General features: G+C 56.4%; 14 protein-coding genes. 13 read left to right on the forward strand and 1 reads right to left on the reverse strand.

Going from position 1 to position 23,113, the window contains the following annotated elements; all coding sequences use genetic code 11:
• Window positions 1–131 precede the first annotated feature (131 nt).
• The 7 genes from rpoB (at window position 132) to tuf (ending at window position 15,368) form a co-directional block, all read left to right on the forward strand.
• Window positions 132–3,638: a DNA-directed RNA polymerase subunit beta gene (gene rpoB, locus HMPREF2999_RS03010; RefSeq protein ID WP_005504932.1), complete on the forward strand. Its 3,507-nt coding sequence runs from the start codon at window positions 132–134 to the stop codon at window positions 3,636–3,638.
• 110 nt (window positions 3,639–3,748) lie between these two features.
• Window positions 3,749–7,651 (forward strand): DNA-directed RNA polymerase subunit beta', encoded by a 3,903-nt coding sequence (locus HMPREF2999_RS03015; RefSeq protein WP_070675893.1) that lies wholly within the window; start codon window positions 3,749–3,751, stop codon window positions 7,649–7,651.
• A gap of 439 nt (window positions 7,652–8,090) precedes the next feature.
• Window positions 8,091–10,274, forward strand: coding sequence for a neutral/alkaline non-lysosomal ceramidase N-terminal domain-containing protein (locus tag HMPREF2999_RS03020; protein WP_083315078.1), 2,184 nt, complete (start codon window positions 8,091–8,093; stop codon window positions 10,272–10,274).
• Between the two features lie 671 nt (window positions 10,275–10,945).
• Complete coding sequence (gene rpsL, locus HMPREF2999_RS03025; RefSeq protein WP_005504939.1) at window positions 10,946–11,320, forward strand: 30S ribosomal protein S12; 375 nt, start codon at window positions 10,946–10,948, stop codon at window positions 11,318–11,320.
• On the forward strand, window positions 11,320–11,790 hold the full coding sequence (gene rpsG / locus HMPREF2999_RS03030) for a 30S ribosomal protein S7 (protein ID WP_005504941.1): 471 nt from the start codon (window positions 11,320–11,322) through the stop codon (window positions 11,788–11,790). The genes rpsL and rpsG overlap by 1 nt, the downstream gene beginning before the upstream one ends.
• A gap of 72 nt (window positions 11,791–11,862) precedes the next feature.
• Window positions 11,863–13,977, forward strand: a complete 2,115-nt coding sequence (gene fusA, locus HMPREF2999_RS03035; protein ID WP_070675891.1) for an elongation factor G — start codon at window positions 11,863–11,865, stop codon at window positions 13,975–13,977.
• Between the two features lie 200 nt (window positions 13,978–14,177).
• Complete coding sequence (gene tuf / locus HMPREF2999_RS03040) at window positions 14,178–15,368, forward strand: elongation factor Tu (protein ID WP_005504946.1); 1,191 nt, start codon at window positions 14,178–14,180, stop codon at window positions 15,366–15,368.
• A gap of 709 nt (window positions 15,369–16,077) precedes the next feature.
• Here the strand turns inward: tuf and HMPREF2999_RS03045 are convergent.
• Window positions 16,078–19,497 carry a Fe2+/Zn2+ uptake regulation protein gene (locus tag HMPREF2999_RS03045; RefSeq protein ID WP_070675889.1) on the reverse strand — a complete coding sequence of 1,140 codons (3,420 nt, stop codon included), beginning with the start codon at window positions 19,495–19,497 and terminating at the stop codon, window positions 16,078–16,080.
• A gap of 486 nt (window positions 19,498–19,983) precedes the next feature.
• On the opposite strand from HMPREF2999_RS03045, the gene rpsJ reads away from it, so the two are divergent.
• From rpsJ to rpsS, 6 genes are read left to right on the forward strand one after another with little or no spacing between them, the layout of a single operon-like run.
• Window positions 19,984–20,292, forward strand: a complete 309-nt coding sequence (rpsJ, locus tag HMPREF2999_RS03050) for a 30S ribosomal protein S10 (RefSeq protein ID WP_004005287.1) — start codon at window positions 19,984–19,986, stop codon at window positions 20,290–20,292.
• 13 nt (window positions 20,293–20,305) lie between these two features.
• A complete protein-coding gene (gene rplC, locus HMPREF2999_RS03055; protein ID WP_005504955.1) occupies window positions 20,306–20,962 on the forward strand; it encodes a 50S ribosomal protein L3 in 657 nt (218 codons plus the stop codon).
• Between the two features lie 6 nt (window positions 20,963–20,968).
• The gene (gene rplD, locus HMPREF2999_RS03060; RefSeq protein WP_005504957.1) at window positions 20,969–21,586 is read left to right on the forward strand and encodes a 50S ribosomal protein L4; all 618 of its coding nucleotides are present in this window, start codon (window positions 20,969–20,971) and stop codon (window positions 21,584–21,586) included.
• Entirely contained in the window at window positions 21,586–21,888 is a 303-nt protein-coding gene (gene rplW, locus HMPREF2999_RS03065) for a 50S ribosomal protein L23 (RefSeq protein ID WP_070675887.1), read from the forward strand. Before rplD ends, rplW begins: the two co-directional genes overlap by 1 nt.
• 40 nt (window positions 21,889–21,928) lie before the next feature.
• Window positions 21,929–22,765, forward strand: coding sequence for a 50S ribosomal protein L2 (gene rplB, locus HMPREF2999_RS03070; protein WP_005504961.1), 837 nt, complete (start codon window positions 21,929–21,931; stop codon window positions 22,763–22,765).
• A 12-nt stretch (window positions 22,766–22,777) separates the two neighbouring features.
• Window positions 22,778–23,059: a 30S ribosomal protein S19 gene (rpsS, locus tag HMPREF2999_RS03075; RefSeq protein WP_004005282.1), complete on the forward strand. Its 282-nt coding sequence runs from the start codon at window positions 22,778–22,780 to the stop codon at window positions 23,057–23,059.
• The last annotated feature ends 54 nt before the right edge of the window (window positions 23,060–23,113 follow it).

Consider the following 23,113-nt stretch of genomic DNA (forward strand, 5'->3'; position numbering starts at 1 on the left):
AAGGTGACGTTTTTCCGTCCGACTCTATAGCTTCGAGCACCGTTTTATTCGGGGGCTGAGGTTGTCGTGTCGCCGGTAATGTCGCCGGGAGGCTGATTGCTAACAGACATGTCTGTGGAAGGATCCCCATTTTGGTCGCTTCGAGCACCTCTAACCATGACGCCGCTAACGGCGCAGAGAACGTCTCGCGCCGAATTTCATTCGCGAAGATTAACGAACCGCTGAAGGTTCCCAACCTGCTTGCTATCCAGACCGATAGCTTCGACCGCCTCGTTGGTAACGAGCGCTGGGCGGAGCGTCTGGAGAAGGCGCAGGCTGCTGGTGACACTTCTGTCCCCGCTCAGTCCGGTCTGGCTGAGATTTTTGAAGAAATCTCCCCGATTCGTGACTTCCAGGAGACTATGCAGCTCTCCTTCTCTGAGCCTGAGTTTGCTGACCCCAAGTACTCTGTTGAGGAGTGCAAGGACCGCGACGCAACCTACTCGGCTCCGCTGTACATTAAGGCTGAATTCATGAACCTCGCTACCGGCGAGGTCAAGCAGCAGACCCTGTTCATGGGTGACTTCCCCCTGATGACCGAGGCCGGTACCTTCGTTATTAACGGTACTGAGCGTGTGGTCGTTTCTCAGCTGGTGCGTTCCCCCGGTGCTTACTTCGAGAAGGCTCCGGACCGTACCTCCGATAAGGACATTTACTCTGCCCGCGTGATTCCTTCCCGCGGTGCATGGTTCGAGCTTGAGATTGATAAGCGCGACCAGGTTGGTGTGCGTCTGGACCGCAAGCGTAAGCAGTCCGTGACTGTTCTGCTGAAGGCTCTGGGTTGGACCGAGTCCAAGATTCTGGCTGAGTTCGGTCAGTACGACTCCATCCGCGCAACTCTGGAGAAGGACTCCGTCAAGGACCGCGACGAGGCTCTGCTGGATATCTACCGCAAGCTGCGTCCGGGCGAACCCCCGACGGTTGAAGCTGCCCAGGCTCTGCTGGACAACATGTACTTCACCCCGCGTCGCTACGACCTGGCGAAGGTTGGCCGTTACAAGCTGAACCGTAAGCTCGGTGTGGACGTTCCCATGGATTCTCCCGAGGCTTCCGTTCTGAGCCAGGACGACATCGCTCAGATGATTCGTTACCTCTGCGCTCTGCACGCAGGCGAGACCAGCATCCCCGGCGTCCGTGACGGCGAGGAGATCTCCCTCAAGATTGATATCGACGACATCGACCACTTCGGTAACCGTCGTATCCGCACCGTGGGCGAGCTGATTGAGAACCAGATCCGTACCGGTCTGTCCCGTATGGAGCGCGTGGTTCGCGAGCGCATGACCACCCAGGACGTGGACGCTATCACCCCGCAGTCCCTGGTGAACATCCGCCCCGTCGTGGCGGCTATCAAGGAGTTTTTCGGTACTTCTCAGCTGTCGCAGTTCATGGACCAGAACAACCCGCTGGCAGGTCTGACCCACAAGCGTCGTCTGTCCGCACTGGGCCCGGGCGGTCTGTCCCGTGACCGTGCAGGCATGGAAGTTCGAGACGTCCACCCCTCGCACTACGGTCGTATGTGCCCCATTGAAACCCCTGAAGGCCCGAACATTGGTCTGATTGGTTCGCTGGCAACCTACGGTCGCATCAACTCCTTCGGTTTCATTGAGACCCCCTACCGCGTGGTGACTGATGGCCGCGTGACCGATGAGGTCCGCTACCTGACTGCTGACGACGAGAAGTCTGTTGTTATCGCACAGGCAAACGCACCGCTGAACGCTGACCGCACCTTCGCTGAGAACGAGGTTCTCTGCCGTGCGGGCGATGGTTCTGGCGAAGCTGTTCTGGTTGCTCCCGGCGCCGTTCAGTACATGGACGTCTCCCCGCGCCAGATGGTGTCTGTTGCTACCGCTCTGATTCCTTACCTGGAGCACGACGACGCTAACCGAGCACTGATGGGTGCTAACATGCAGCGTCAGGCTGTGCCCCTGCTGGAGTCTGAGGCTCCCGTGGTTGGTACCGGTATGGAGAAGTACGCAGCACTGGACTCCGGTGACTCCGTGCTCGCGAAGAAGCCCGGTGTGGTTTCCTCCGTGGACGCTAAGACCGTTATCGTCCGTAACGACGACGGCTCTGTCTCCACCTACCCGATCATGAAGTTCTCCCGCTCGAACCCGGGTAACTGCTACAACCAGCGCGTTGTGGTGAAGGAAGGCCAGCGCGTCGAGTACCGCGACGTTATTGCTGATGGCCCCTCCACCGACGGTGGCGAGCTGGCACTGGGTAAGAACCTGCTCGTGGCATACATGCCGTGGGAAGGCCTGAACTACGAGGATGCAATCATCCTCTCCCAGCGCATGGTTTCTGAGGACGTGCTGACCTCGATTCACATTGAGGAGCACGAGATTGACGCCCGCGACACCAAGCTGGGCCCCGAGGAGATTACCCGCGACATTCCGAACGTGTCCGAGGATGTTCTCTCGGCTCTGGACGAGCGCGGCATCATCCATATCGGTGCTGAGGTTGAGGCTGGCGACATCCTCGTCGGTAAGGTTACCCCCAAGGGCGAGACCGAGCTGACCCCCGAGGAGCGCCTGCTGCGCGCAATCTTCGGTGAGAAGTCTCGCGAGGTTCGCGACACCTCCCTGAAGGTTCCTCACGGCGAGTCCGGTACCGTCATCGGTATCCGTATCTTCGACCGCGAGAACAACGATGAGGACGATCTGCCCCCGGGCGTGAACCAGCTGGTCCGCGTGTACGTGGCTCAGAAGCGTAAGATTACCGACGGCGACAAGCTTGCAGGCCGCCACGGTAACAAGGGTGTTATTTCTAAGATCCTGCCGATCGAGGATATGCCCTTCCTGGAAGACGGTACCCCCGTGGATGTCATCCTGAACCCGCTGGGCGTGCCCGGTCGTATGAACATTGGTCAGGTTCTGGAAGTCCACACCGGTTGGCTGGCTAAGCAGGGTTGGAAGATTGAGGGCGAGCCCGAGTGGCTTAAGCACATGCCGAACTTCCCGAAGGAATCCGGCCCGACCCGCCTGGCAACCCCGGTGTTCGACGGTGCCCACGAGGACGAACTGTTCGACCTTATGGACCACTCGAACCCGAACCGCGATGGTGACCGTCTGATCAACCGTTCCGGTAAGGCACGTCTGATTGACGGCCGTTCCGGTGAGCCGTTCCCGGATCCGATTTCGGTTGGTTACCAGTACATCCTGAAGTTGCACCACTTGGTGGATGACAAGATTCACGCTCGTTCCACCGGTCCGTACTCGATGATTACCCAGCAGCCTCTGGGTGGTAAGGCGCAGTTCGGTGGTCAGCGCTTCGGTGAGATGGAAGTGTGGGCGCTGGAAGCATACGGCGCCGCATACACCCTGCAGGAAATCCTGACCGTCAAGTCCGATGACGTGGCGGGCCGTGTGAAGGTTTACGAGGCTATCGTGAAGGGCGAGAACATCCCTGAGCCCGGTATCCCCGAATCCTTCAAGGTTCTTATCAAGGAAATGCAGTCTCTGTGCCTGAACGTCGAGGTGCTCTCCACCGACGGCAAGATTATTGAGATGAGCGACTCGGAGGAAGAAGGCTTCCGGGCAGCAGAAGATATGGGCGTGAGCCTGACCCACGACGAGCCTAGCTCCGTCGACGAGGCATAAGCACCGCCTCCTTCTAGGGTGGGGAACCCCGCATGCGCTCGCGTGCGTTGTGGGGTTCCCGCCCGCTAACCCAAGTCTTCAGAAACTTACAGAAAGAGATTAGGACCGATATGTCCAACGAATCTTCGCTTGGTTTGATGCGAATTGGCCTCGCCACCGCCGACGACATCCGTCGTTGGTCTTTTGGTGAGGTTAAGAAGCCCGAGACCATCAACTACCGTACCCTGAAGCCCGAGAAGGACGGCCTCTTCGACGAGCGTATCTTCGGCCCCACCAAGGACTGGGAGTGCTACTGCGGTAAGTACAAGCGCGTGCGCTTCAAGGGCATTGTGTGTGAGCGCTGTGGTGTTGAGGTGACCCGCTCTAAGGTACGTCGTGAGCGTATGGGTCACATTGAGCTGGCTGCTCCTGTTACCCACATTTGGTACTTCAAGGGTGTTCCTTCCCGCCTGGGTTACCTGCTGGATCTGGCTCCGAAGGACCTGGAGAAGGTCATTTACTTCGCTGCGTACATGATCACTAAGGTTGACGAGGAAGCTCGTCATGAGGATCTGCCGATGCTGCAGGCTGCTCACGACCGTGAGAAGCAGGAGCTTGAGGCTGCTCTGAACGCTGACGTGAACGCTATTAGCCGTGAGGTTGAGGCGGAGCTGGCTCGTATTGAGGCTGAGGGCGGCAAGGCTGCTGAGAAGCGTAAGCTGCGCGATAACGCTGAGCGTCAGCTCGCGTCGGTGCGTAAGCGTTACGAGCGTGAGGCTGAGCACCTGGAGCGCGTGTGGGATCGCTTCAAGAACCTGAAGGTCGCTGACCTTGAGGGCGATGAGGCACTGTACCGTTCCATGATTGATAAGTACGGCCTGTACTTTGAGGGTGCGATGGGCGCAGAGGCTATTAAGAAGCGTCTGGAGTCCTTCGACTTGGAGGCTGAGGCTGAGGCTCTCAAGGAGATCATTCAGACCGGTAAGGGTCAGAAGAAGACCCGCGCTCTGAAGCGTCTGAAGGTTGTTAACGCCTTCCTGACCACCGATAACTCCCCGTTGGGTATGGTTCTGGATGTTGTTCCGGTTATTCCGCCGGAACTGCGCCCGATGGTTCAGCTGGATGGTGGCCGTTTCGCGACCTCCGACCTGAACGACCTGTACCGTCGTGTGATCAACCGTAACAACCGTTTGAAGCGTCTGCTGGAGCTGGGTGCTCCCGAGATTATCGTGAACAACGAGAAGCGTATGCTGCAGGAAGCTGTGGACTCGCTGTTCGATAACGGCCGTCGCGGTCGCCCGGTGACCGGCCCCGGTAACCGCCCCCTGAAGTCTCTGTCTGACATGCTGAAGGGTAAGCAGGGTCGTTTCCGTCAGAACCTGCTCGGTAAGCGTGTTGACTACTCGGGTCGTTCCGTGATTGTGGTTGGTCCTCAGCTGCAGATGCACCAGTGTGGTCTGCCCAAGCAGATGGCTCTGGAGCTGTTCAAGCCTTTCGTTATGAAGCGTCTGGTGGAGCTGAGCCACGCTCAGAACATTAAGAGCGCTAAGCGTATGGTTGAGCGTTTCCGCCCGCAGGTTTGGGACGTTCTGGAAGAGGTTATTGCTGAGCACCCGGTTCTGCTGAACCGTGCACCTACCCTGCACCGCCTCGGTATTCAGGCGTTTGAGCCGAAGCTGGTTGAGGGTAAGGCTATTCAGCTGCACCCGCTGGTTTGCTCCGCGTTCAACGCTGACTTCGATGGTGACCAGATGGCAGTTCACCTGCCGCTGTCTCCCGAGGCTCAGGCTGAGGCTCGTATCCTCATGCTGTCCTCGAACAACATCCTGAAGCCGTCGGATGGCCGCCCTGTGGCTGTTCCTTCGCAGGATATGATCATTGGTCTGTTCCACCTGACTACTCCTCGCGAGGGTCAGAAGAACGAGGGTCACGCATTCTCTTCGGTGTCTGAGGCTCTGATGGCGATGGATCGTCACGAGATTGAGCTGTACACCAAGGTGAAGATTCGCCTTGATGGTGACCAGTTTGTTGCTCCTGAGGGCTGGGAAGCTCCTGAGGGTTACAAGGCTGGCGACCCCGTGCTGCTGGACTGCACTGTTGGTCAGGTTCTGTTCAACCAGGCTCTGCCGAAGGATTACCCCTGGTTCTCCGGTGTGGCAGATAAGAAGGGCCTGGGTAGCCTGATTAACGATCTGGCTGAGCGCTACCCGATGGATGTTGTGGCTCGTGCTCTGGATAACCTGAAGAACTCCGGTTTCTACTGGGCTTCTCGTTCGGGCGTGACCGTGGCTGTTTCCGATATTGCTACTCCCGCTGAGAAGCCGGCAATTATGGAGCGCTACGAGAAGCAGGCTGCTGCAATTCAGGATGACTTTGAGATCGGTACCATCGATGACGAAGAGCGTCGTCAGGAGCTGATTAAGGTTTGGACCGAGGCTACCGACGTGGTTGCAGAGGCTATGCGTGAGAACTTGAGCTCTCACGGTGGTCTGAACACCATTTACCGTATGGTGACTTCCGGTGCACGTGGTAACTGGATGCAGGTCCGTCAGATTGCGGGTATCCGTGGTCTGGTGTCGAACCCGAAGGGTGAGATTATGCCTCGCCCGATTAAGTCCTCGTACCGTGAGGGCCTGTCGGTTCTGGAGTACTTCATCGCGACCCACGGTGCACGTAAGGGTCTGGCGGATACCGCACTGCGTACCGCTAACTCGGGTTACCTGACTCGTCGTCTGGTGGACGTTTCGCAGGACGTTATCGTTCGCGAGCACGATTGTGGCACTCGCCGCGGTCTGGTTCTGCCTCTGATTGATGAGGATGGCGGTCTGCACCAGGATGTCGAGACTTCGATTCACGGTCGTACCCTTGCGGTCGACGTGAAGGACGAGGCAAGCAACGTTCTGGCTGCTGCTGGTTCCGATGTCTCTGATGAGCTCATTGAGAAGCTCTTCAAGGCAGGCGTGAAGGATGTTCGCGTCCGTTCGGTTCTGACCTGTGAGTCCGCTATTGGTGTGTGTGCACTGTGCTACGGCCGTTCGATGGCTTCGAACGTGCTGGTGGACATTGGTGAGGCTGTTGGTATTATTGCGGCTCAGTCGATTGGTGAGCCCGGTACCCAGCTGACCATGCGTACCTTCCACACCGGTGGTGTGGCTTCGGCTGACGATATTACTCAGGGTCTGCCCCGTATTCAGGAGCTGTTCGAGGCTCGTACCCCCAAGGGTGTTGCCCCGATTTCTGAGGTGTCCGGTCGCGTGACCATTGAGGATACCGAGAAGTCCTACAAGATTGTGGTGACCCCGGACGATGGTTCTGAGCCCCAGTCCTACACTGTTCTGCGTCGTGCAGCTTCTAAGCTGCAGAACGGCGATCACGTTCAGGTTGGCGATCAGCTGGCTACCGGTTCTGTTGATCCGAAGGAGGTTCTGCGTATTCGTGGTCCTCGTGAGGCTCAGAAGCACCTGGTGAGCGAGGTTCAGGGCGTGTACAAGTCGCAGGGTGTGGAAATCCACGACAAGCACGTTGAGGTTATTGTTCGCCAGATGCTGCGTCGCGTGACCGTGATTGAGTCCGGTGATACCGATCTGCTGCCTGGTGAGCTGGTTGATAACATTGCTTTCCAGACTGCTAACCGTAAGGCACTGGTTGAGGGCAAGAAGCCCGCAGCTGGCCGTCCGGAAATGATGGGTATTACCAAGGCTTCGCTGGCTACCGAGTCCTGGCTGTCGGCGGCCTCCTTCCAGGAGACCACCCGCGTCCTGACTCAGGCTGCTATGGAGGCGAAGACTGACCCGCTGCTCGGCCTGAAGGAGAACGTGATCATCGGTAAGCTGGTTCCCGCCGGTACTGGTCTGGCACGTTACAACGATATTGAGGTTGAGCCCAGCGCCCAGGCTACTGCTGAGCGTATGCAAGCTCTGGACACTTTCGGTGGTTACCAGAGCGCATTCCAGATGGATAACGAGGTGTACACTTACGGCAACGGCGGCTTTATGGCTGTTTCGCTGGATGAGTACGGTCGTGGTCTGGACTAAGGCTTCTGCCGTGAGGGGTAGGTTGAGGGTTTAGAGCCCTGGCCTGGTCCTTGATAAAGAACGCGGATACTCGAGTTGTCTCGGGTATCCGCGTTCTGTGTTTAACGAATAGGTGGGGGAGGGGTGGCGTTCTTTTAAGTGGTACTTTAATATTCTTTATCCTTCAGGGGAAGGTTGTATATTTTTTGCCTAGTAGACGAATTTATTTGTAAAAAATCATTGGGGTGCATTATTTCTTCAAACTGGGAAAATTTCTTGACTGGGCAAGAAATTAGGTGGTGGTCAAATATTGAGAGACCCCTTGTAATCCGCCCCAATATCGCCATAAATAGAATATTTGCTCGTTTTCTTTTGGGGTTTAAAAATAATGAACGTTCTTCATTTGAACAATGCTAATTCAACTTGGAAAGCCTTTTGACTAGGTTCTATTCTTGAAGGCATGCATATCACTCTATTCTCTTCCGGACGGGTGACTACTGGTGGCACCCAACTGTCTTCCGGAACGGCACAGCCTCACGAATCTGAACAGAATCCCTCCTCGACTGCAGGGGAGCGAAAGCGCTCCTCTGTTTTTTCGCGTTTTAAGGCGCCCACCCACTCTCTTGCTCGCATTGGTGCAGCATGCCTTATTGCGGCTTCCGCAGTTCTTCCTGCCGGTCAGGTCGCGACCGCAGCCCCTGTTTCTCAGAGCTCCAGTGCTACCCCCTACCTGGTGGGTGCGGGTGCAGCGGATATTACCGGTGAGCCCGGTGAAGTCGGCTTCATGGGCTACGGTGAGAGCTCCCAGAAAGGCAGTGGCGTACATACTCGCCAGTATGCACGTGCTTTTATTGCGGTGGATCGCGCCTCAGGTAAGCGCAACCTCATTGTTGTCCTGGACTCTCTGACTGGCTGGCAGTCCCTGCGTGATGAACTGGTGAAGCGTATTCGCGCTGAGTTTGGTTCCGCGTACGATGAGTCGAACATTATGATTACCGCGACTCACACCCATGCGACCCCCGGTGGTATTACGCACCAGAGCCTGTACAACATCACCACTCTGGGTTTCCATCAGGACACGTTCAATGCTCAGGTGGATGGTTCGCTGAAGGCAATCCGCCAGGCAACTAAGGACCTGGCTCCGGGTAACCTGACGATTTCTTCTTCGAAGCTGACCGGTGTTGGTGCTAACCGTTCCCGCGAGGCGTTTAATCTGGATTCTCCCCAGTTGCGTTCTAAGTTGCCCGGCGGTACCGATCCGACCAATATGACTTTGCGTCTGGAGCGCAACGGTAAGACTCGTGCGGTGTTGAACTGGTATGCGATTCACCCGACTTCTTTGACCTCGAAGAATACTCTGATTTCGAGCGATAACAAGGGTTATGCGGAATATCTGCTGGAGACTCAGGATCACGGCGTTGACCGCAATGTTCCCGGTAGTGGTGATGGTTTCGTTGCGGCGTTTGCGAATGCTAATGCTGGTGATGTTTCCCCGAATACTTGGTTGAAGCCTGGTCAGGGTCCCACTAATGACCAGTTCAAGAACGTGAAGATTCAGGGTGAGAAGCAGGCTAATGCTGTGCGTTCTCAGCTCAAGAGCGCAGGTACTCCTGTGGGTAAGGGTCTGGATTCGCGTATTTCGTACTTCAATTTCTCGGGTATGACTGTGGATGCGAAGTACACCGGTAGCGGCCATAATGAGCGTACCTGCCAGGGCTTCTTGGGCACTCCGTTTGGTGCCGGTTCCACTGAGGATGGTGGCGGCGGTTGGGCTGTTTATAAGGAAGGCTCTGGTCGCCCCTCTATTCTGGGTACTTTGGTATTCACTCCGAGTGCAACGCAGACGCGTTGCCAGCAGCCGAAGGGTATTCTCTTCTCTGCAAAAAATGGAACGATCATTCAGGAAAAGTATCCGGTGCAGATTATGCGCTTCGGTGACTACTACCTGCTGGGTATGCCCGGTGAGTTCACCGGTGCGGTAGGTGTGCAGTATCGTCAGGATGCTGCCAAGCTTTTTGGCGTTCCCGAATCGCACATTATTCTGCAGGGCTACACCAACGCCTACGACCACTACGTGACGACTCCTGAGGAGTATGACTCTCAGCAGTATGAAGGCGGCGCGACCCTCTTCGGTCGTTACACCTCCAGCGCGTTCCGTCAGACCATTAATGTTGTTGGAACTTCGCTGAAGAACGGTACGCCGCTGGGTATTGGTGACCGTCCGAATGATCGTCGCCCGGTAGCCAGCCTGCAGGGTAAGGTCGTCTACGATACCCCCATGTTCGGTATGCGTTACGGCCAGGTCACTCAGCAGCCTCAGGACGCTATTGCCGGCCGTGAAGAGGTGACGGCTCGTTTTGCTGGTGCGCACCCGAACAACAACATGCATCACGACGGTAGCTACTTCGTGATTGAGCGTCGTGTGGGTAATACCTGGAAGTACTACACCGCGGATAACAACCCGGATACCTTCTTTGAATGGAAGCGCATTGGCGTTTCGGCGTCTCAGGTGACGGTTCGCTGGAAGGTTCCGGCTAATACTCCTAAGGGGCAGTACCGCATCCGCTACTACGGCAATGCTAAGAAGAATTCGAAGACTATTACCCCGTTTGAGGGTCAGACTCGAGTCTTCCAGGTGGCGTAGTCTCTTCCAGATGGCGTAGTCCAGTAGCTGCTGTGGCGGATCTATAACTGAATATTCTCTTGCGGGAGGCGGGCGCAGCTATGCGCTCGCCTCCCGCATCTGTTGGGGTCGCCAAGAATCATTGAGAGGTTCTTGGCGGCCTTCTGCTTTAAATTGGCGTCAAGGAGGCAAAAGAAACAGAGATAGCGGGGGAGCGGTAAATCCCAAAGATGTAATTTAAGTGAGGTAAATCATTAGCTTTTATCCTTAGATGGGGGCTTAAAAGCAAAGAATCCCCGCTCTAGCGCTAGATTAAGCGGGATTTAACCTGTATAGTCTTATCCGAAGTACTTGAGCTCGGTGCACAAGGATCCACCCCCGGTGGGTTTACGCGGGATATTTCCCGAGGGCACGGGCATGATGAATCAATGGCAGTATGGATACCGTCCTTTGGCGTTGCTTTTTGCTGACGCCTAAATGCCATTTTTAAGCGTGCCCAAAAACTTTTTCACCTCTGATGGTGGGGAATTTTAGCCCTGAGAACTCGCCGAGATGTCGAGGAACCTATAGAAACCAACCGGATATGCGTCCGAGCGTTTCTGATAACCGAGAGCACCCATCCAACGTGATGGGGGCCAGTAAGTTTATACGGGATTTTCTAACGAAGAACCCGATCAAGCAACGGAGAAAACGTGCCTACTATTCAGCAGCTGGTCCGTAAGGGCCGGACTCCCAAGGTCGTTAAGACCAAGGCGCCCGCACTGAAGGGCAACCCCATGAAGCGTGGCGTGTGCACCCGTGTGTACACCACCACCCCGAAGAAGCCGAACTCGGCACTGCGTAAGGTCGCTCGTGTCAAGCTCAACGGCGGCGTCGAGGTTACCGCATACATCCCCGGTGAGGGTCACAACCTGCAGGAGCACTCGATCGTGCTCGTTCGCGGTGGTCGTGTGAAGGACCTCCCCGGTGTTCGCTACAAGATCGTTCGTGGCGCTCTGGATACCCAGGGTGTTAAGGGTCGCGGCCAGGCTCGCTCCCGCTACGGCGCTAAGAAGGAGAAGAAGTAATGCCTCGTAAGGGTCCCGCTCCCAAGCGTCCCCTCGTAAACGATCCTGTTTACGGTTCCGCTCTGGTCACCCAGCTGATCAACAAGGTTCTGCTGGACGGCAAGAAGTCCGTCGCAGAGCGCATCGTCTACGGTGCCCTCGAGGGCGTCGAGAAGAAGACCGGTTCTGACCCGGTCGCAACCCTGAAGAAGGCTATGGACAACATCAAGCCTTCTCTCGAGGTTCGCTCCCGCCGCGTTGGCGGTGCAACCTACCAGGTTCCGGTTGAGGTTCGCCCCGGCCGTTCCACCGCTCTGGCTCTCCGCTGGCTCGTTGGCTTCTCCAAGCAGCGCCGCGAGAAGACCATGACTGAGCGTCTGATGAACGAGATCCTGGATGCATCCAATGGTCTCGGTGCCGCTGTGAAGCGTCGCGAGGACACTCACAAGATGGCCGAGTCCAACAAGGCCTTCGCACACTACCGCTGGTAATTCTCCGTTTAGAGCCTGCCGAGTCGATTCGAGTCGGCAGGCTTTCGGAGTATCTCATTTAGGGAGAATAACGTGGCACTTGACGTGTTCACCGACCTTAACAAGGTCCGCAACATCGGTATTATGGCGCACATCGACGCCGGTAAGACCACCACCACTGAGCGCATTCTGTTCTACACCGGTATTAACCACAAGATCGGTGAGACCCACGACGGCGCTTCCACCATGGACTGGATGGCTCAGGAGCAGGAGCGAGGTATTACCATTACCTCCGCAGCAACCACCTGCTTCTGGAAGGACAACCAGATCAACATTATCGACACCCCCGGTCACGTCGACTTCACCGTTGAGGTTGAGCGCTCCCTGCGCGTCCTCGACGGCGCAGTTGCTGTGTTCGACGGCAAGGAAGGTGTTGAGCCCCAGTCTGAGACCGTTTGGCGCCAGGCTGACAAGTACGATGTCCCCCGTATCTGTTTCGTCAACAAGATGGACAAGATGGGTGCTGACTTCTACTTCACCGTTCAGACCATCATCGACCGCCTGGGCGCACGCCCGCTGGTTGTTCAGCTCCCCATCGGCGCTGAGAGCGACTTCCTCGGTGTTGTTGACCTGCTCGAAATGAAGGCATACGTCTGGCCCGGCGACGCCAAGGGTGACGTGACCATGGGCTCCTCTTACGAGGTCCAGGACATTCCTGCTGACCTGGTTGAGAAGGCTGAGCAGTACCGCGCTGAGCTGGTTGAGGCTGTTGCTGAGGCTAGCGAAGAACTCATGGAGAAGTACCTCGAAGAGGGCGAGCTGACCATCCCCGAGATTAAGGCTGGTATCCGTCAGCTGGTTATCTCCGGTGAGGCATTCCCCGTTCTCTGTGGTTCTGCATTCAAGAACCGCGGTGTTCAGCCCATGCTGGACGCTGTGATCGAGTACCTGCCCTCCCCGCTGGACGTTCCGGACGTTGTCGGCTCCAACCCCTCCAACGAGGAAGAGAAGCTGACCCGTAAGGCATCCGCTGAGGAGCCCTTCGCAGCACTGGCGTTCAAGGTTGCAGCTCACCCGTTCTACGGTCAGCTGACCTACACCCGTGTGTACTCCGGTACCGCAGCTCAGGGCCAGCAGGTTCTGAACTCCACCAAGGGTAAGAAGGAGCGCATCGGTAAGCTCTTCCAGATGCACTCCAACAAGGAGAACCCTGTTGAGGAGATCACCGCAGGTCACATTTACGCGGCAATCGGTCTGAAGGACACCACCACCGGTGACACCCTGTGCGACCCTGCACACCCGATTGTTCTTGAGTCGATGACCTTCCCCGATCCCGTGATCTTCGTGGCTATCGAGCCCAAGACCAAGGGTGACCAGGAGAAGATGTCCACCGCTATCCAGAAGCTCTCCGCTGAGGACCCCACCTTCACCGTTTCGCTGAACGAAGAAACCGGTCAGACCGAAATTGGTGGTATGGGTGAGCTGCACCTGGACATCATCGTTGACCGTATGAAGCGTGAGTTCAAGGTTGAGGCTAACGTTGGTAAGCCTCAGGTTGCTTACCGCGAGACCATCAAGAAGGCAGTCGAGAAGGTCGACTACACCCACAAGAAGCAGACCGGTGGTTCCGGTCAGTTCGCAAAGGTGCAGGTCTCCTTCGAGCCCCTGCCCCTGGATGGCGAAGAGCTGTACCTGTTCGAGGACAAGGTCACCGGTGGCCGCGTTCCTCGCGAGTACATCCCCTCGGTCGACGCTGGTATCCAGGACGCCATGAAGTTCGGTGTCCTCGCTGGCTACCCGATGGTGGGCCTGAAGGCAACCCTGATCGACGGTGCTTACCACGACGTCGACTCCTCCGAAATGGCGTTCAAGATCGCTGGTTCGATGGTCTTCAAGGAAGGCGCTAAGCGCGCTAACCCGGTCCTGCTCGAGCCGCTGATGGACGTTGAGGTTCGTACCCCCGAGGAGTACATGGGCGACGTTATCGGCGACCTGAACTCCCGCCGTGGCCAGGTTCGTTCCATGGAGGACGCATCCGGCGTTAAGATCATCAAGGCTATCGTGCCCCTGACCGAAATGTTCGGTTACATTGGCGACCTGCGTGGCAAGACCCAGGGTCGTGCAGTGTTCTCGATGGCATTCGACAGCTACGGCGAGGTTCCCAAGAACGTCGCTGACGAGATCATCCAGAAGAGCCGCGGCGAGTAATTTTCGCGTCTCACCCGTGGGCCACGGGCTAAAAACCTGTGGCCCACGCTAAAATTTTCAATTAAATCCATTATTGAGAGCATGAACAGTTTCATCTCTGCGGCGTAATCCGCTATTGTAGACGCTAGACCGTTTTATAACGGGATGCGCCGGAGCGAAGATCCGCGTGCATGTTTTCAATCGTTCTAGGAGGAACACTCTTGGCTAAGGCTAAGTTCGAGCGCTCCAAGCCTCACGTTAACGTCGGTACCATTGGTCACGTTGACCACGGTAAGACCACCCTGACCGCAGCAATCTCCAAGGTTCTGGCTGACAAGTACCCGGACCTGAACGAGAAGCGCGACTTCGGTATGATCGACTCCGCTCCCGAGGAGCGCCAGCGCGGTATTACCATTAACATTGCTCACATCGAGTACCAGACCGAGAAGCGCCACTACGCACACGTTGACGCTCCCGGCCACGCTGACTACGTCAAGAACATGATTACCGGTGCGGCTCAGATGGACGGCGCAATCCTCGTGGTTGCAGCTACCGACGGCCCCATGGCACAGACCCGCGAGCACGTTCTGCTCGCTCGCCAGGTTGGCGTCCCCACCCTGCTGGTTGCACTGAACAAGGCAGACATGGTTGACGACGAAGAGCTCCTCGACCTCGTCGAGATGGAGGTCCGTGACCTTCTCTCCTCGCAGGAGTTCGACGGCGACAACGCTCCCGTTGTTCGCGTTTCCGCACTGAAGGCTCTCGAAGGCGATCCCGAGTGGGTTGCTAAGGTCGAGGAGCTCATGGACGCAGTCGACACCTACATTCCGGACCCCGTGCGTGAGAAGGACAAGCCCTTCCTCATGCCCATCGAGGACGTCTTCACCATCACCGGTCGTGGCACCGTTGTTACCGGTCGTGCAGAGCGCGGTACCCTGAAGATCAACTCCGAGGTCGAGATCGTCGGTATCCGCCCGATCCAGAAGACCACCGTTACCGGTATCGAGATGTTCCACAAGCAGCTCGACGAAGCATGGGCAGGCGAGAACTGTGGTCTGCTGCTGCGTGGTCTGAAGCGTGACGATGTTGAGCGTGGTCAGGTTGTCGTGGAGCCGGGCTCCATCACCCCCCACACCGAGTTCGAGGCAAACGTCTACATCCTCTCCAAGGATGAGGGTGGCCGTCACAACCCCTTCTACTCCAACTACCGTCCTCAGTTCTACTTCCGTACCACTGACGTGACCGGCGTTATCACCCTCCCCGAGGGCACCGAGATGGTTATGCCCGGTGACAACACCGAGATGACCGTTACCCTGATCCAGGAAATCGCAATGGAAGAGGGCCTCGGCTTCGCTATCCGTGAGGGTGGCCGCACCGTTGGTTCGGGTCGTGTTACCAAGATCATCAAGTAATTGCCGTAAATTTACGACAATTCGCTAAAGATCTGCCGGAGAGGTAACTCTCCATCAGGTAGCGATACTCAAGGACCCCCGCATCTGCGGGGGTCCTTTTGTTATGCCCTTTTGAAGAAGTGGGGAAGCTGAAGCTCTGTCTACCTTTTCTCAGCGGAACCCTACAACAACAGCGGTCATGGACGTTAAGCGGCTTCTGAGAGCCTCTGAGAGCCTATGCGAGGAGCTAGAGAGTACAGCCCCGAAAGTCACGGTAGAAAACGCCAAAATTAAGGGTTGCGAGAGCAACCTATGCTGTACAGCTGATCTTTCTTCTGAGGAGCTTATCAAAGGCCTCCTGTGGCCCTGCGCTCCGGCGCCGGGGCTGCAGTTACAAGCCCCGCAGCGAATCTTCTCATTTCCCTCGTATTGCGAAGCTCCACGGGGCTCCTCCGCGTAGAGGAACACTAGCCCCTAATATATGTGAATCAGGCACCGTACAAGCGCTCTTGGAGAGCACAAACTGAGCGGGTGAAGGGGATCTGAGAAGCGAAGAACCAGAGCTGTTTTCTTGGTGTGGAGAAAAACTAAAGCTGGCTGCTTGAGAGTAAAGAAAAACGGTTCCCAGCCCGAAGGCTGGGAACCGCAATTCGAATGACTGCCCCTCGGAAGGGACATAGCTAATCCTACTACAGAATGCCGTAGGAATAGAACCTATGTGTGCTGATCGCTAGAGGTTTTCCTCGTGGCGAGGCTGGTAGCCCTGCTGAGGAGTCGGGGGCTGCTGCATCTGGACGTTGCCCTGGGGATGCATACCCGGCTGATCTTGAGTGTGCGGGAAGTTCCCGAGCTGCTCAGAATCCTGGTGCGGAGCGACTGCATCCTGCTTGTTCTGTCGCACCAGCAGACGCCAGATAACGCCTGCGATGAGCAGAATAGAGATAATCAGCAGGGTCAGCGGGTTCAGACCGTTGAGCAAAATTGCCAGATCGAGGGTGACCAGGGCGGTTGCAATATAGGTCCAGACTCGGTCGAGCAGCAGAGCGCTCAGGAGAGTCAGGGCAATGCCGAGTACCAGCACTACGATATCCGGACCGTCAGCGGGAACTGCCCACGTTACCAGAGTGAGGAACACCTGCAGGCCCAAAGCCCAGTACAGAGGAGAATCCGATACCTGCTCGTCTACAGGCCTCTTTGCGATGAAGTTCTTGAGAACCTTGGCTGCCACAACGGCCAGCAGAATCAGGAGAGCAACCTCAAGAATGACGCTCAGAGGATTGGACTTCGAGTAATCAATGACCAGACGGGCGATGAAGAGGCTGAACGCCGTAGTGCAGACGGTCGGCAGGTTCTTCGCCTTGGTGACAGACACGAAAGACAGAGCGCCAAGACCCCAGAGAAGTGCGTTGAGTTCTACCTGCTTGGGCTCAAAAGCCAGCCCAACGAAAGTGTAGAATCCCAGCACCGCCAGAGCGGGAATCATCAGCAGCGTATTGACCGGTGCATAGATGCCCTGGCTCAGGGGGCGGCGAGACATGAAACGCGCGTAGGGGGCACCCAGCGGGCCGTGCATCGGCAAATCAACCATCGTATTACCGACCGGGACAGCAATGCGAGGACGAACATTTGCGTTCACACCGAAGACCTCAACCGGGAGCATGACCTTCAGAACGAATAGGATAACGACGGCAATCAGAGCGTAGTAGCCCAGAAGAGTCATCACCATTGTGCTTTCCCTCGTGTTGAAAAGATTCCACAGGGAACCGATGCAGAAAGTCGTGATACTAATGGATGCGCCAATCTGCATGCGGGGAACCTTGAAGATGAGCGCAAGCACCCATACAGCGATGAAGACCATCGGAGTTGCTACTGCGAACAGAAGATTATCAAAGTCGCCAATGAAACGGCCTGCGCTCAGGATAGAACCAAGAGTGAAGAAAATCGCTGCCGCGTATGCCTCGTAGTTTCGCTTGGAGTACGCGTAGAGTAGCACGCTACACAGTGCCTGAACCGCCAGCAGGGCAAGTACGAGGAAGTCTACGAGCGATTCCTTCATATTGCCGCTGATAGCGAGCAGAATGACCGACCAGCAGATGGGGAATCGTGCAACGGTGAGTAGCTCCGAACGAATCGAAGAGCCAGCCGGCATAAAGAAACCAAGCGCACCGTAGACGACGGTCAGGAGCGCCGGCAACGCTACAGCAATGTACTCCTTCTGCAAGTCGTACAGCAGGTAGTGTCGCGAGCCAATCGTCGCGATAAGCAGAGTCGAGTAGAACGCGATACGGACAAACATGACAAGCGTGGAGCGGAAGGATCCAACGTCCGAAAGTCGCAACGCGCGAGCCAGAATAAGAGCGCCCAGCACGCTCAAGAAGAGGACGGCACCCGAGAAGAGAGGGAAACCAATCCAGAATCGGCCATGCGCTCCGCCATCAGCATGGTTAGCTACGTACCCGACGAAGAGAGCAAAAACGCCCAAGAAGAGGTAGACCGACATCTCTACAAGACGGTAGCTTGCGTTCTGCGCTGCAACGCCCTGAGAGAGGACAAAAGTCAGTAGCGCAATAGCGGCGCAGACCAACGCAAACATCAAAAGCGACTCAGAAGTCTGCATCTCAGGAATGAGAGCGAGGAAGAGCTGAATCATACCAATGGCATAACCGATGTTGCTCAGTACCGCTCCCGCGGTACGTGCCTCGGGGGCCTTAGCGCTGACCAGATAGATGACTACTGCCGCGGTAAAGAAGAGGTAGAAAGTGCCCTGATTGCCGGGGGAGGCGTACATGCCAACAACTGGAATGAGCGCTACAAAACTCATGAGTAGCAGAGGCTGGATTGCCTTGCGGTACAACAAGAAACTCACAATGCAGAGGACACCAATAACCCAGGGGGCAGGGAAGATACCTTGATTGCCTTCTGCATAGGGGAGGAAAGCGCTCCAGCGCGTTGCGTATACAGGACTATCGGCAGCATGAGCAGTGAAGAAGGCGTCAATGAGAGCGAAGAAGGAGAAGAACACGCCGACGCATGCGTCAATTGCCGGCAACCACTCCATCTTGTGAGCGGGATGGTGAGGAGCTTCCTTCGCCCAGGGGATAGCCGGGGTGTTTTGCACCTGCTCGGGCTGTTCACCAGTAGCAGGAGCAGAACCAGCAATAGTCTTCTGCAGACGAGGAATAAATACGTAGGCAGAAATCAGGTTAACAACCAGAACCGAGACGAAAAAAATGCTGGGGAACCACGGGCCGTGATCCGAGTCCATGATGAAGGAGAGAACAGACGCAATTGGGTAGATGCGTGCCTGGGCGTAGTAATCTGCCGTGCCGTTCAGCCACGTGAAAAGAATGGCATGCACAGACATGACTGCAAACGCAATACCCGCATCCGTGTAGCTCAGATCGTTGGTGAAGAAGAAAATAGCGATGGCAGTAGCCGGAACAAAAATACGGGAAGAATCAACAAGACCTTCGCGGATGCCCTTTGGAGCAGCATTCGGGGCAAAATGCACAACCAAACCCAGAACGGTGGCAACAGCAGTCAGCGAAACGAAATACCAAACGAAAGGCAGAGCCGCTACCTTCGTAGCCGCCAACGAGTCCGAAACAATGAACGAAATCAGCAGGTACGCCATCACGCGGTTACGCATGAGGGTACAGGCTCCAACAATGGCTGCAGTGCCAACCAGAGACGTAAGAAGCCAGATGTAGCGTCCTTCAGTCCAAATCTCGAGGACATAGATAGCAACGCCAGTCAGAGGAATAAACGCAAGACCGGTTGCTGCAAAAGAGTAGGAAGCGATACGTAGGCGCTCCACGAAACGGTAGGTGAGCAGACCAGCTCCGTAGAAGACGACTGCTCCAAGCGCCATTGCAAGGACACGGAAGATAGCCGTTTCATCCTGAGAAGACGTCACCGAGGTGACAAAAAGACCCGCAGCACCGATGAGCAGGAGCGAACCGATGTACAGAACAATATTGAGGAAGATATCCTCATTGACCCGACGGCGCTGCGCAGGAGGCTGAGGATACGGACCCGACAGGGACGGGGGAACGTACAGACCGAGACCTTGCGGCTGGACATGCTGAGGGCTCTGAGATGAAGAGTGAGAGCTAGAGGATGCCTGATGAGGTTGTGTCGGCTGAGACATGGTTTCTCCTTAGGCTGTAGTGATACTTCTACGATACGAGAGTCTTTAGACCTAAAAGCTTTATTACGAGCAATAAAGCGCATGGAACTTACTGAAAATAGATTGAAAGCTCCCTGAGAGTTACATCGCGGGAGTATCCTCAGATTGACAGAGGCAGTTAAGTGTTCTTAAGCACTTAACTCGTGTTTGTATTGCGTAAGCGCTCTATCTCTGAGAGAATTGACGACGTTGTCAAAGCGTCTACCTGCACTAAAGGTAGGCCCACGTATGACCCGGTCCGAAGGATGACGGGATGAGTCTGTCTAGAAAATAGGCGACACGCCCGAGTTCGGGGGTCGGTACTCAGGCGGGGTGAGGAACCCGGCAAAGCCGGATTCAGTCCGTTCTGAGTGGCGCACGTGATGAATATATCGCGTTCCTTAAGCGCTATAACAAAGGGGCAAAAGCTCCGATACAGGGAATACATCAAGAAAGAGAGTCCGACAGATGGCGGGACAGAAAATCCGCATCCGTCTGAAGTCCTATGACCACGAGGTCATCGATTCTTCGGCACGGAAAATCGTCGAAACGGTAAAGGGCGCAGGCGCAACTGTAGTTGGCCCCGTGCCGCTGCCGACCGAGAAGAACGTTTACTGTGTTATTCGTTCTCCCCACAAGTACAAGGACAGCCGCGAGCACTTCGAGATGCGTACGCACAAGCGTCTGATCGACGTTGTTGATCCGACCCCCAAGGCTGTTGATGCCCTCATGCGTCTCGACCTGCCGGCAGACGTAAACATCGAGATCAAGCTGTAGAGGATCGCATCTAATGACTAACAAATTCGAGCGCCAGGTGAAGGGCCTGCTGGGCACCAAGCTCGGCATGACCCAGGTCTGGGACGAGGACGGCAAGTTCGTGCCCGTCACCGTCGTCAAGGCTGATTCTAACGTTGTTACCCAGATCCGTAACCAGGAAACTGACGGCTACGAAGCTGTTCAGATCGGTTTCGGTGCAATCGACTCTCGCAAGGTTACCAAGCCCCTGGCTGGTCACTTCGAGAAGGCCGGTGTTACCCCCCGTCGCCACATCGTCGAGCTGCGTACCGCAGATGCTTCTGAGTATTCCCTCGGTCAGGAACTGACCGTTGAGCTCTTCGAAGCAGGCCAGAAGGTCGACGTCGTTGGTAAGACCAAGGGTAAGGGCTTCGCAGGTGTTATGAAGCGTCACGGCTTCAAGGGTGTTGGCGCGTCTCACGGTCAGCACAAGAACCACCGTAAGCCCGGTTCCATCGGTGGCGCATCCTACCCCGCACGCGTGTTCAAGGGTATGCGCATGGCTGGCCGTATGGGCGCAGCACGTCACACTACCTTGAACCTGACTATCCAGGGTGTGGACGCAGAGAACAATGTCCTGCTGATCAAGGGCGCAATCCCCGGTCCCAAGGGCGGCGTTGTTCTGGTTCGTACCGCTGTGAAGGGAGCCTAATACATCATGGCTGTTAAGACCCTTAAGGTAGACCTGCCCGCAGAGATTTTCGACGCGCAGGCATCCGTGCCCCTGCTGCACCAGGTTGTCGTTGCACAGCTCGCTGCTGCACGCCAGGGCACCCACAAGACCAAGAACCGCGGCGAGGTTTCCGGTGCAGGCCGTAAGCCCTTCAAGCAGAAGGGTACCGGTAACGCACGTCAGGGCTCCATCCGTGCACCGCACATGACCGGCGGTGGCGTTGTTCACGGTCCGACCCCGCGTAACTACGCACAGCGCACCCCCAAGAAGATGATCGCCGCTGCACTGCGCGGTGCTCTCTCCGATCGCGCTCGTCACGACCGCGTCCACGTTGTCGAGAACTTCATCTCCGGTGAAACCCCCTCGACCAAGGCTGCAAAGGCTGCATTCGCAGCTATCACCGAGCGCAAGAACATTCTTCTTGTGATTGCTCGTGCAGAGGACGTTGTGGCTCTGTCCGCACGTAACCTGGAGAACGTCCACGTTCTGTACGCAGACCAGCTCAACACCTACGATGTGCTGGTTTCTGACGACGTGGTCTTCACCAAGGCAGCATTCGACGCATTCGTTGCTGCAGCTCAGAAGAAGGAGGGCGCTAAGTAATGAGCGTTTCCACCAAGTCTGTATACGACGTGATCATCGCTCCCGTCGTTTCCGAGAAGAGCTACGGTCAGCTCGACGAAGGTAAATACACCTTCGAGGTCGCTACCGATTCCAACAAGATGGAAATCAAGCAGGCCATCGAGAAGATCTTTGACGTCAAGGTTGCTTCCGTCAACACCATCAACCGTCAGGGCAAGCGCAAGCGCACCCGTTTCGGTTGGGGCGCTCGCAAGAACACCAAGCGTGCGATTGTGACCCTCAAGGAAGGCACCATCGACATCTTCGGCGGTCCGCAGGCATAAGCCCCGCGGAGACCACTTTAACGAAGGAAGAAATATCTAAATGGGTATTCGTAAGTACAAGCCGACGACCCCGGGTCGCCGCGGTTCGAGCGTTGCTGATTTCTCCGAGATCACCCGCTCCACCCCGGAAAAGTCCCTGCTTCGTCCGCTTCACAAGACCGGCGGCCGTAACAACACCGGCCGCATCACCACCCGTCACAAGGGTGGCGGCCACAAGCGCCAGTACCGTCTGATCGACTTCCGTCGTCACGACAAGGACGGCGTTAACGCACGCGTTGCACACATCGAGTACGATCCCAACCGTACCGCTCGCATCGCGCTGCTGCACTACTTCGATGGTTCCAAGCGCTACATCATCGCTCCGAACAAGCTCGCTCAGGGCGACATCGTCGAGTCCGGCCCCGCAGCTGACATCAAGCCCGGTAACAACCTGCCCCTGCGCAACATCCCCGTTGGTACCGTGATTCACTGTGTCGAGCTCCGCCCCGGTGGCGGCGCAAAGCTGGCTCGTTCCGCAGGTGCTTCTGTACAGCTGGTTGCTAAGGAAGGTAAGTACGGTCAGCTCCGTCTGCCCTCCGGCGAAATCCGCAACGTGGATGTTCGCTGCCGCGCAACCGTTGGTGAAGTTGGCAACGCTGAGCAGTCCAACATCAACTGGGGTAAGGCAGGCCGTAACCGCTGGAAGGGCATCCGCCCGACCGTTCGTGGTGTGGTCATGAACCCGGTTGACCACCCGCACGGTGGTGGTGAAGGTAAGACCTCCGGTGGTCGTCACCCGGTTAACCCCAACGGTAAGCCCGAGGGTCGTACCCGCCGTCCCAACAAGGAAAGCGACAAGCTCATCGTTCGTCGCCGTCGTACTGGCAAGAAGCGCTAAGGAGCCTGAAACATGCCTCGTAGTTTGAAGAAGGGCCCTTTCGTTGATCAGCACCTCTACCTGAAGGTTGCAGCTCAGAACGAGAAGGGCACCAAGAACGTAATCAAGACTTGGTCGCGTCGCTCGATGATTATCCCCGACATGCTCGGTCACACCATCGCAGTGTACGACGGTCGCAAGCACGTGCCGGTGTTCATCACCGAGTCGATGGTTGGTCACAAGCTCGGTGAGTTTGCTCCGACCCGCACTTTCCGCAGCCACGTGAAGGACGACCGTAAGGGCAAGCGTCGCTAATCGGTTCACACCGATAAGCTAACGTTTCCCTTTCGGCAATAGACGAAAGAGAGA

Source organism: Rothia sp. HMSC066H02 (assembly GCF_001814995.1).
Classification (GTDB): domain Bacteria; phylum Actinomycetota; class Actinomycetes; order Actinomycetales; family Micrococcaceae; genus Rothia; species Rothia mucilaginosa.

Coding starts and splice junctions, on each gene's coding strand:
- HMPREF2999_RS03020 (WP_083315078.1), top strand. CDS start 8,091: ATGCATATCACTCTATTCTCTTCCGGACGGGTGACTACTGGTGGCACC.
- rpsS (WP_004005282.1), top strand. CDS start 22,778: ATGCCTCGTAGTTTGAAGAAGGGCCCTTTCGTTGATCAGCACCTCTAC.
- HMPREF2999_RS03015 (WP_070675893.1), top strand. CDS start 3,749: ATGTCCAACGAATCTTCGCTTGGTTTGATGCGAATTGGCCTCGCCACC.
- rplW (WP_070675887.1), top strand. CDS start 21,586: ATGAGCGTTTCCACCAAGTCTGTATACGACGTGATCATCGCTCCCGTC.
- rpsJ (WP_004005287.1), top strand. CDS start 19,984: ATGGCGGGACAGAAAATCCGCATCCGTCTGAAGTCCTATGACCACGAG.
- rplD (WP_005504957.1), top strand. CDS start 20,969: ATGGCTGTTAAGACCCTTAAGGTAGACCTGCCCGCAGAGATTTTCGAC.
- rplC (WP_005504955.1), top strand. CDS start 20,306: ATGACTAACAAATTCGAGCGCCAGGTGAAGGGCCTGCTGGGCACCAAG.
- HMPREF2999_RS03045 (WP_070675889.1), bottom strand. CDS start 19,497: ATGTCTCAGCCGACACAACCTCATCAGGCATCCTCTAGCTCTCACTCT.
- rpsG (WP_005504941.1), top strand. CDS start 11,320: ATGCCTCGTAAGGGTCCCGCTCCCAAGCGTCCCCTCGTAAACGATCCT.
- rplB (WP_005504961.1), top strand. CDS start 21,929: ATGGGTATTCGTAAGTACAAGCCGACGACCCCGGGTCGCCGCGGTTCG.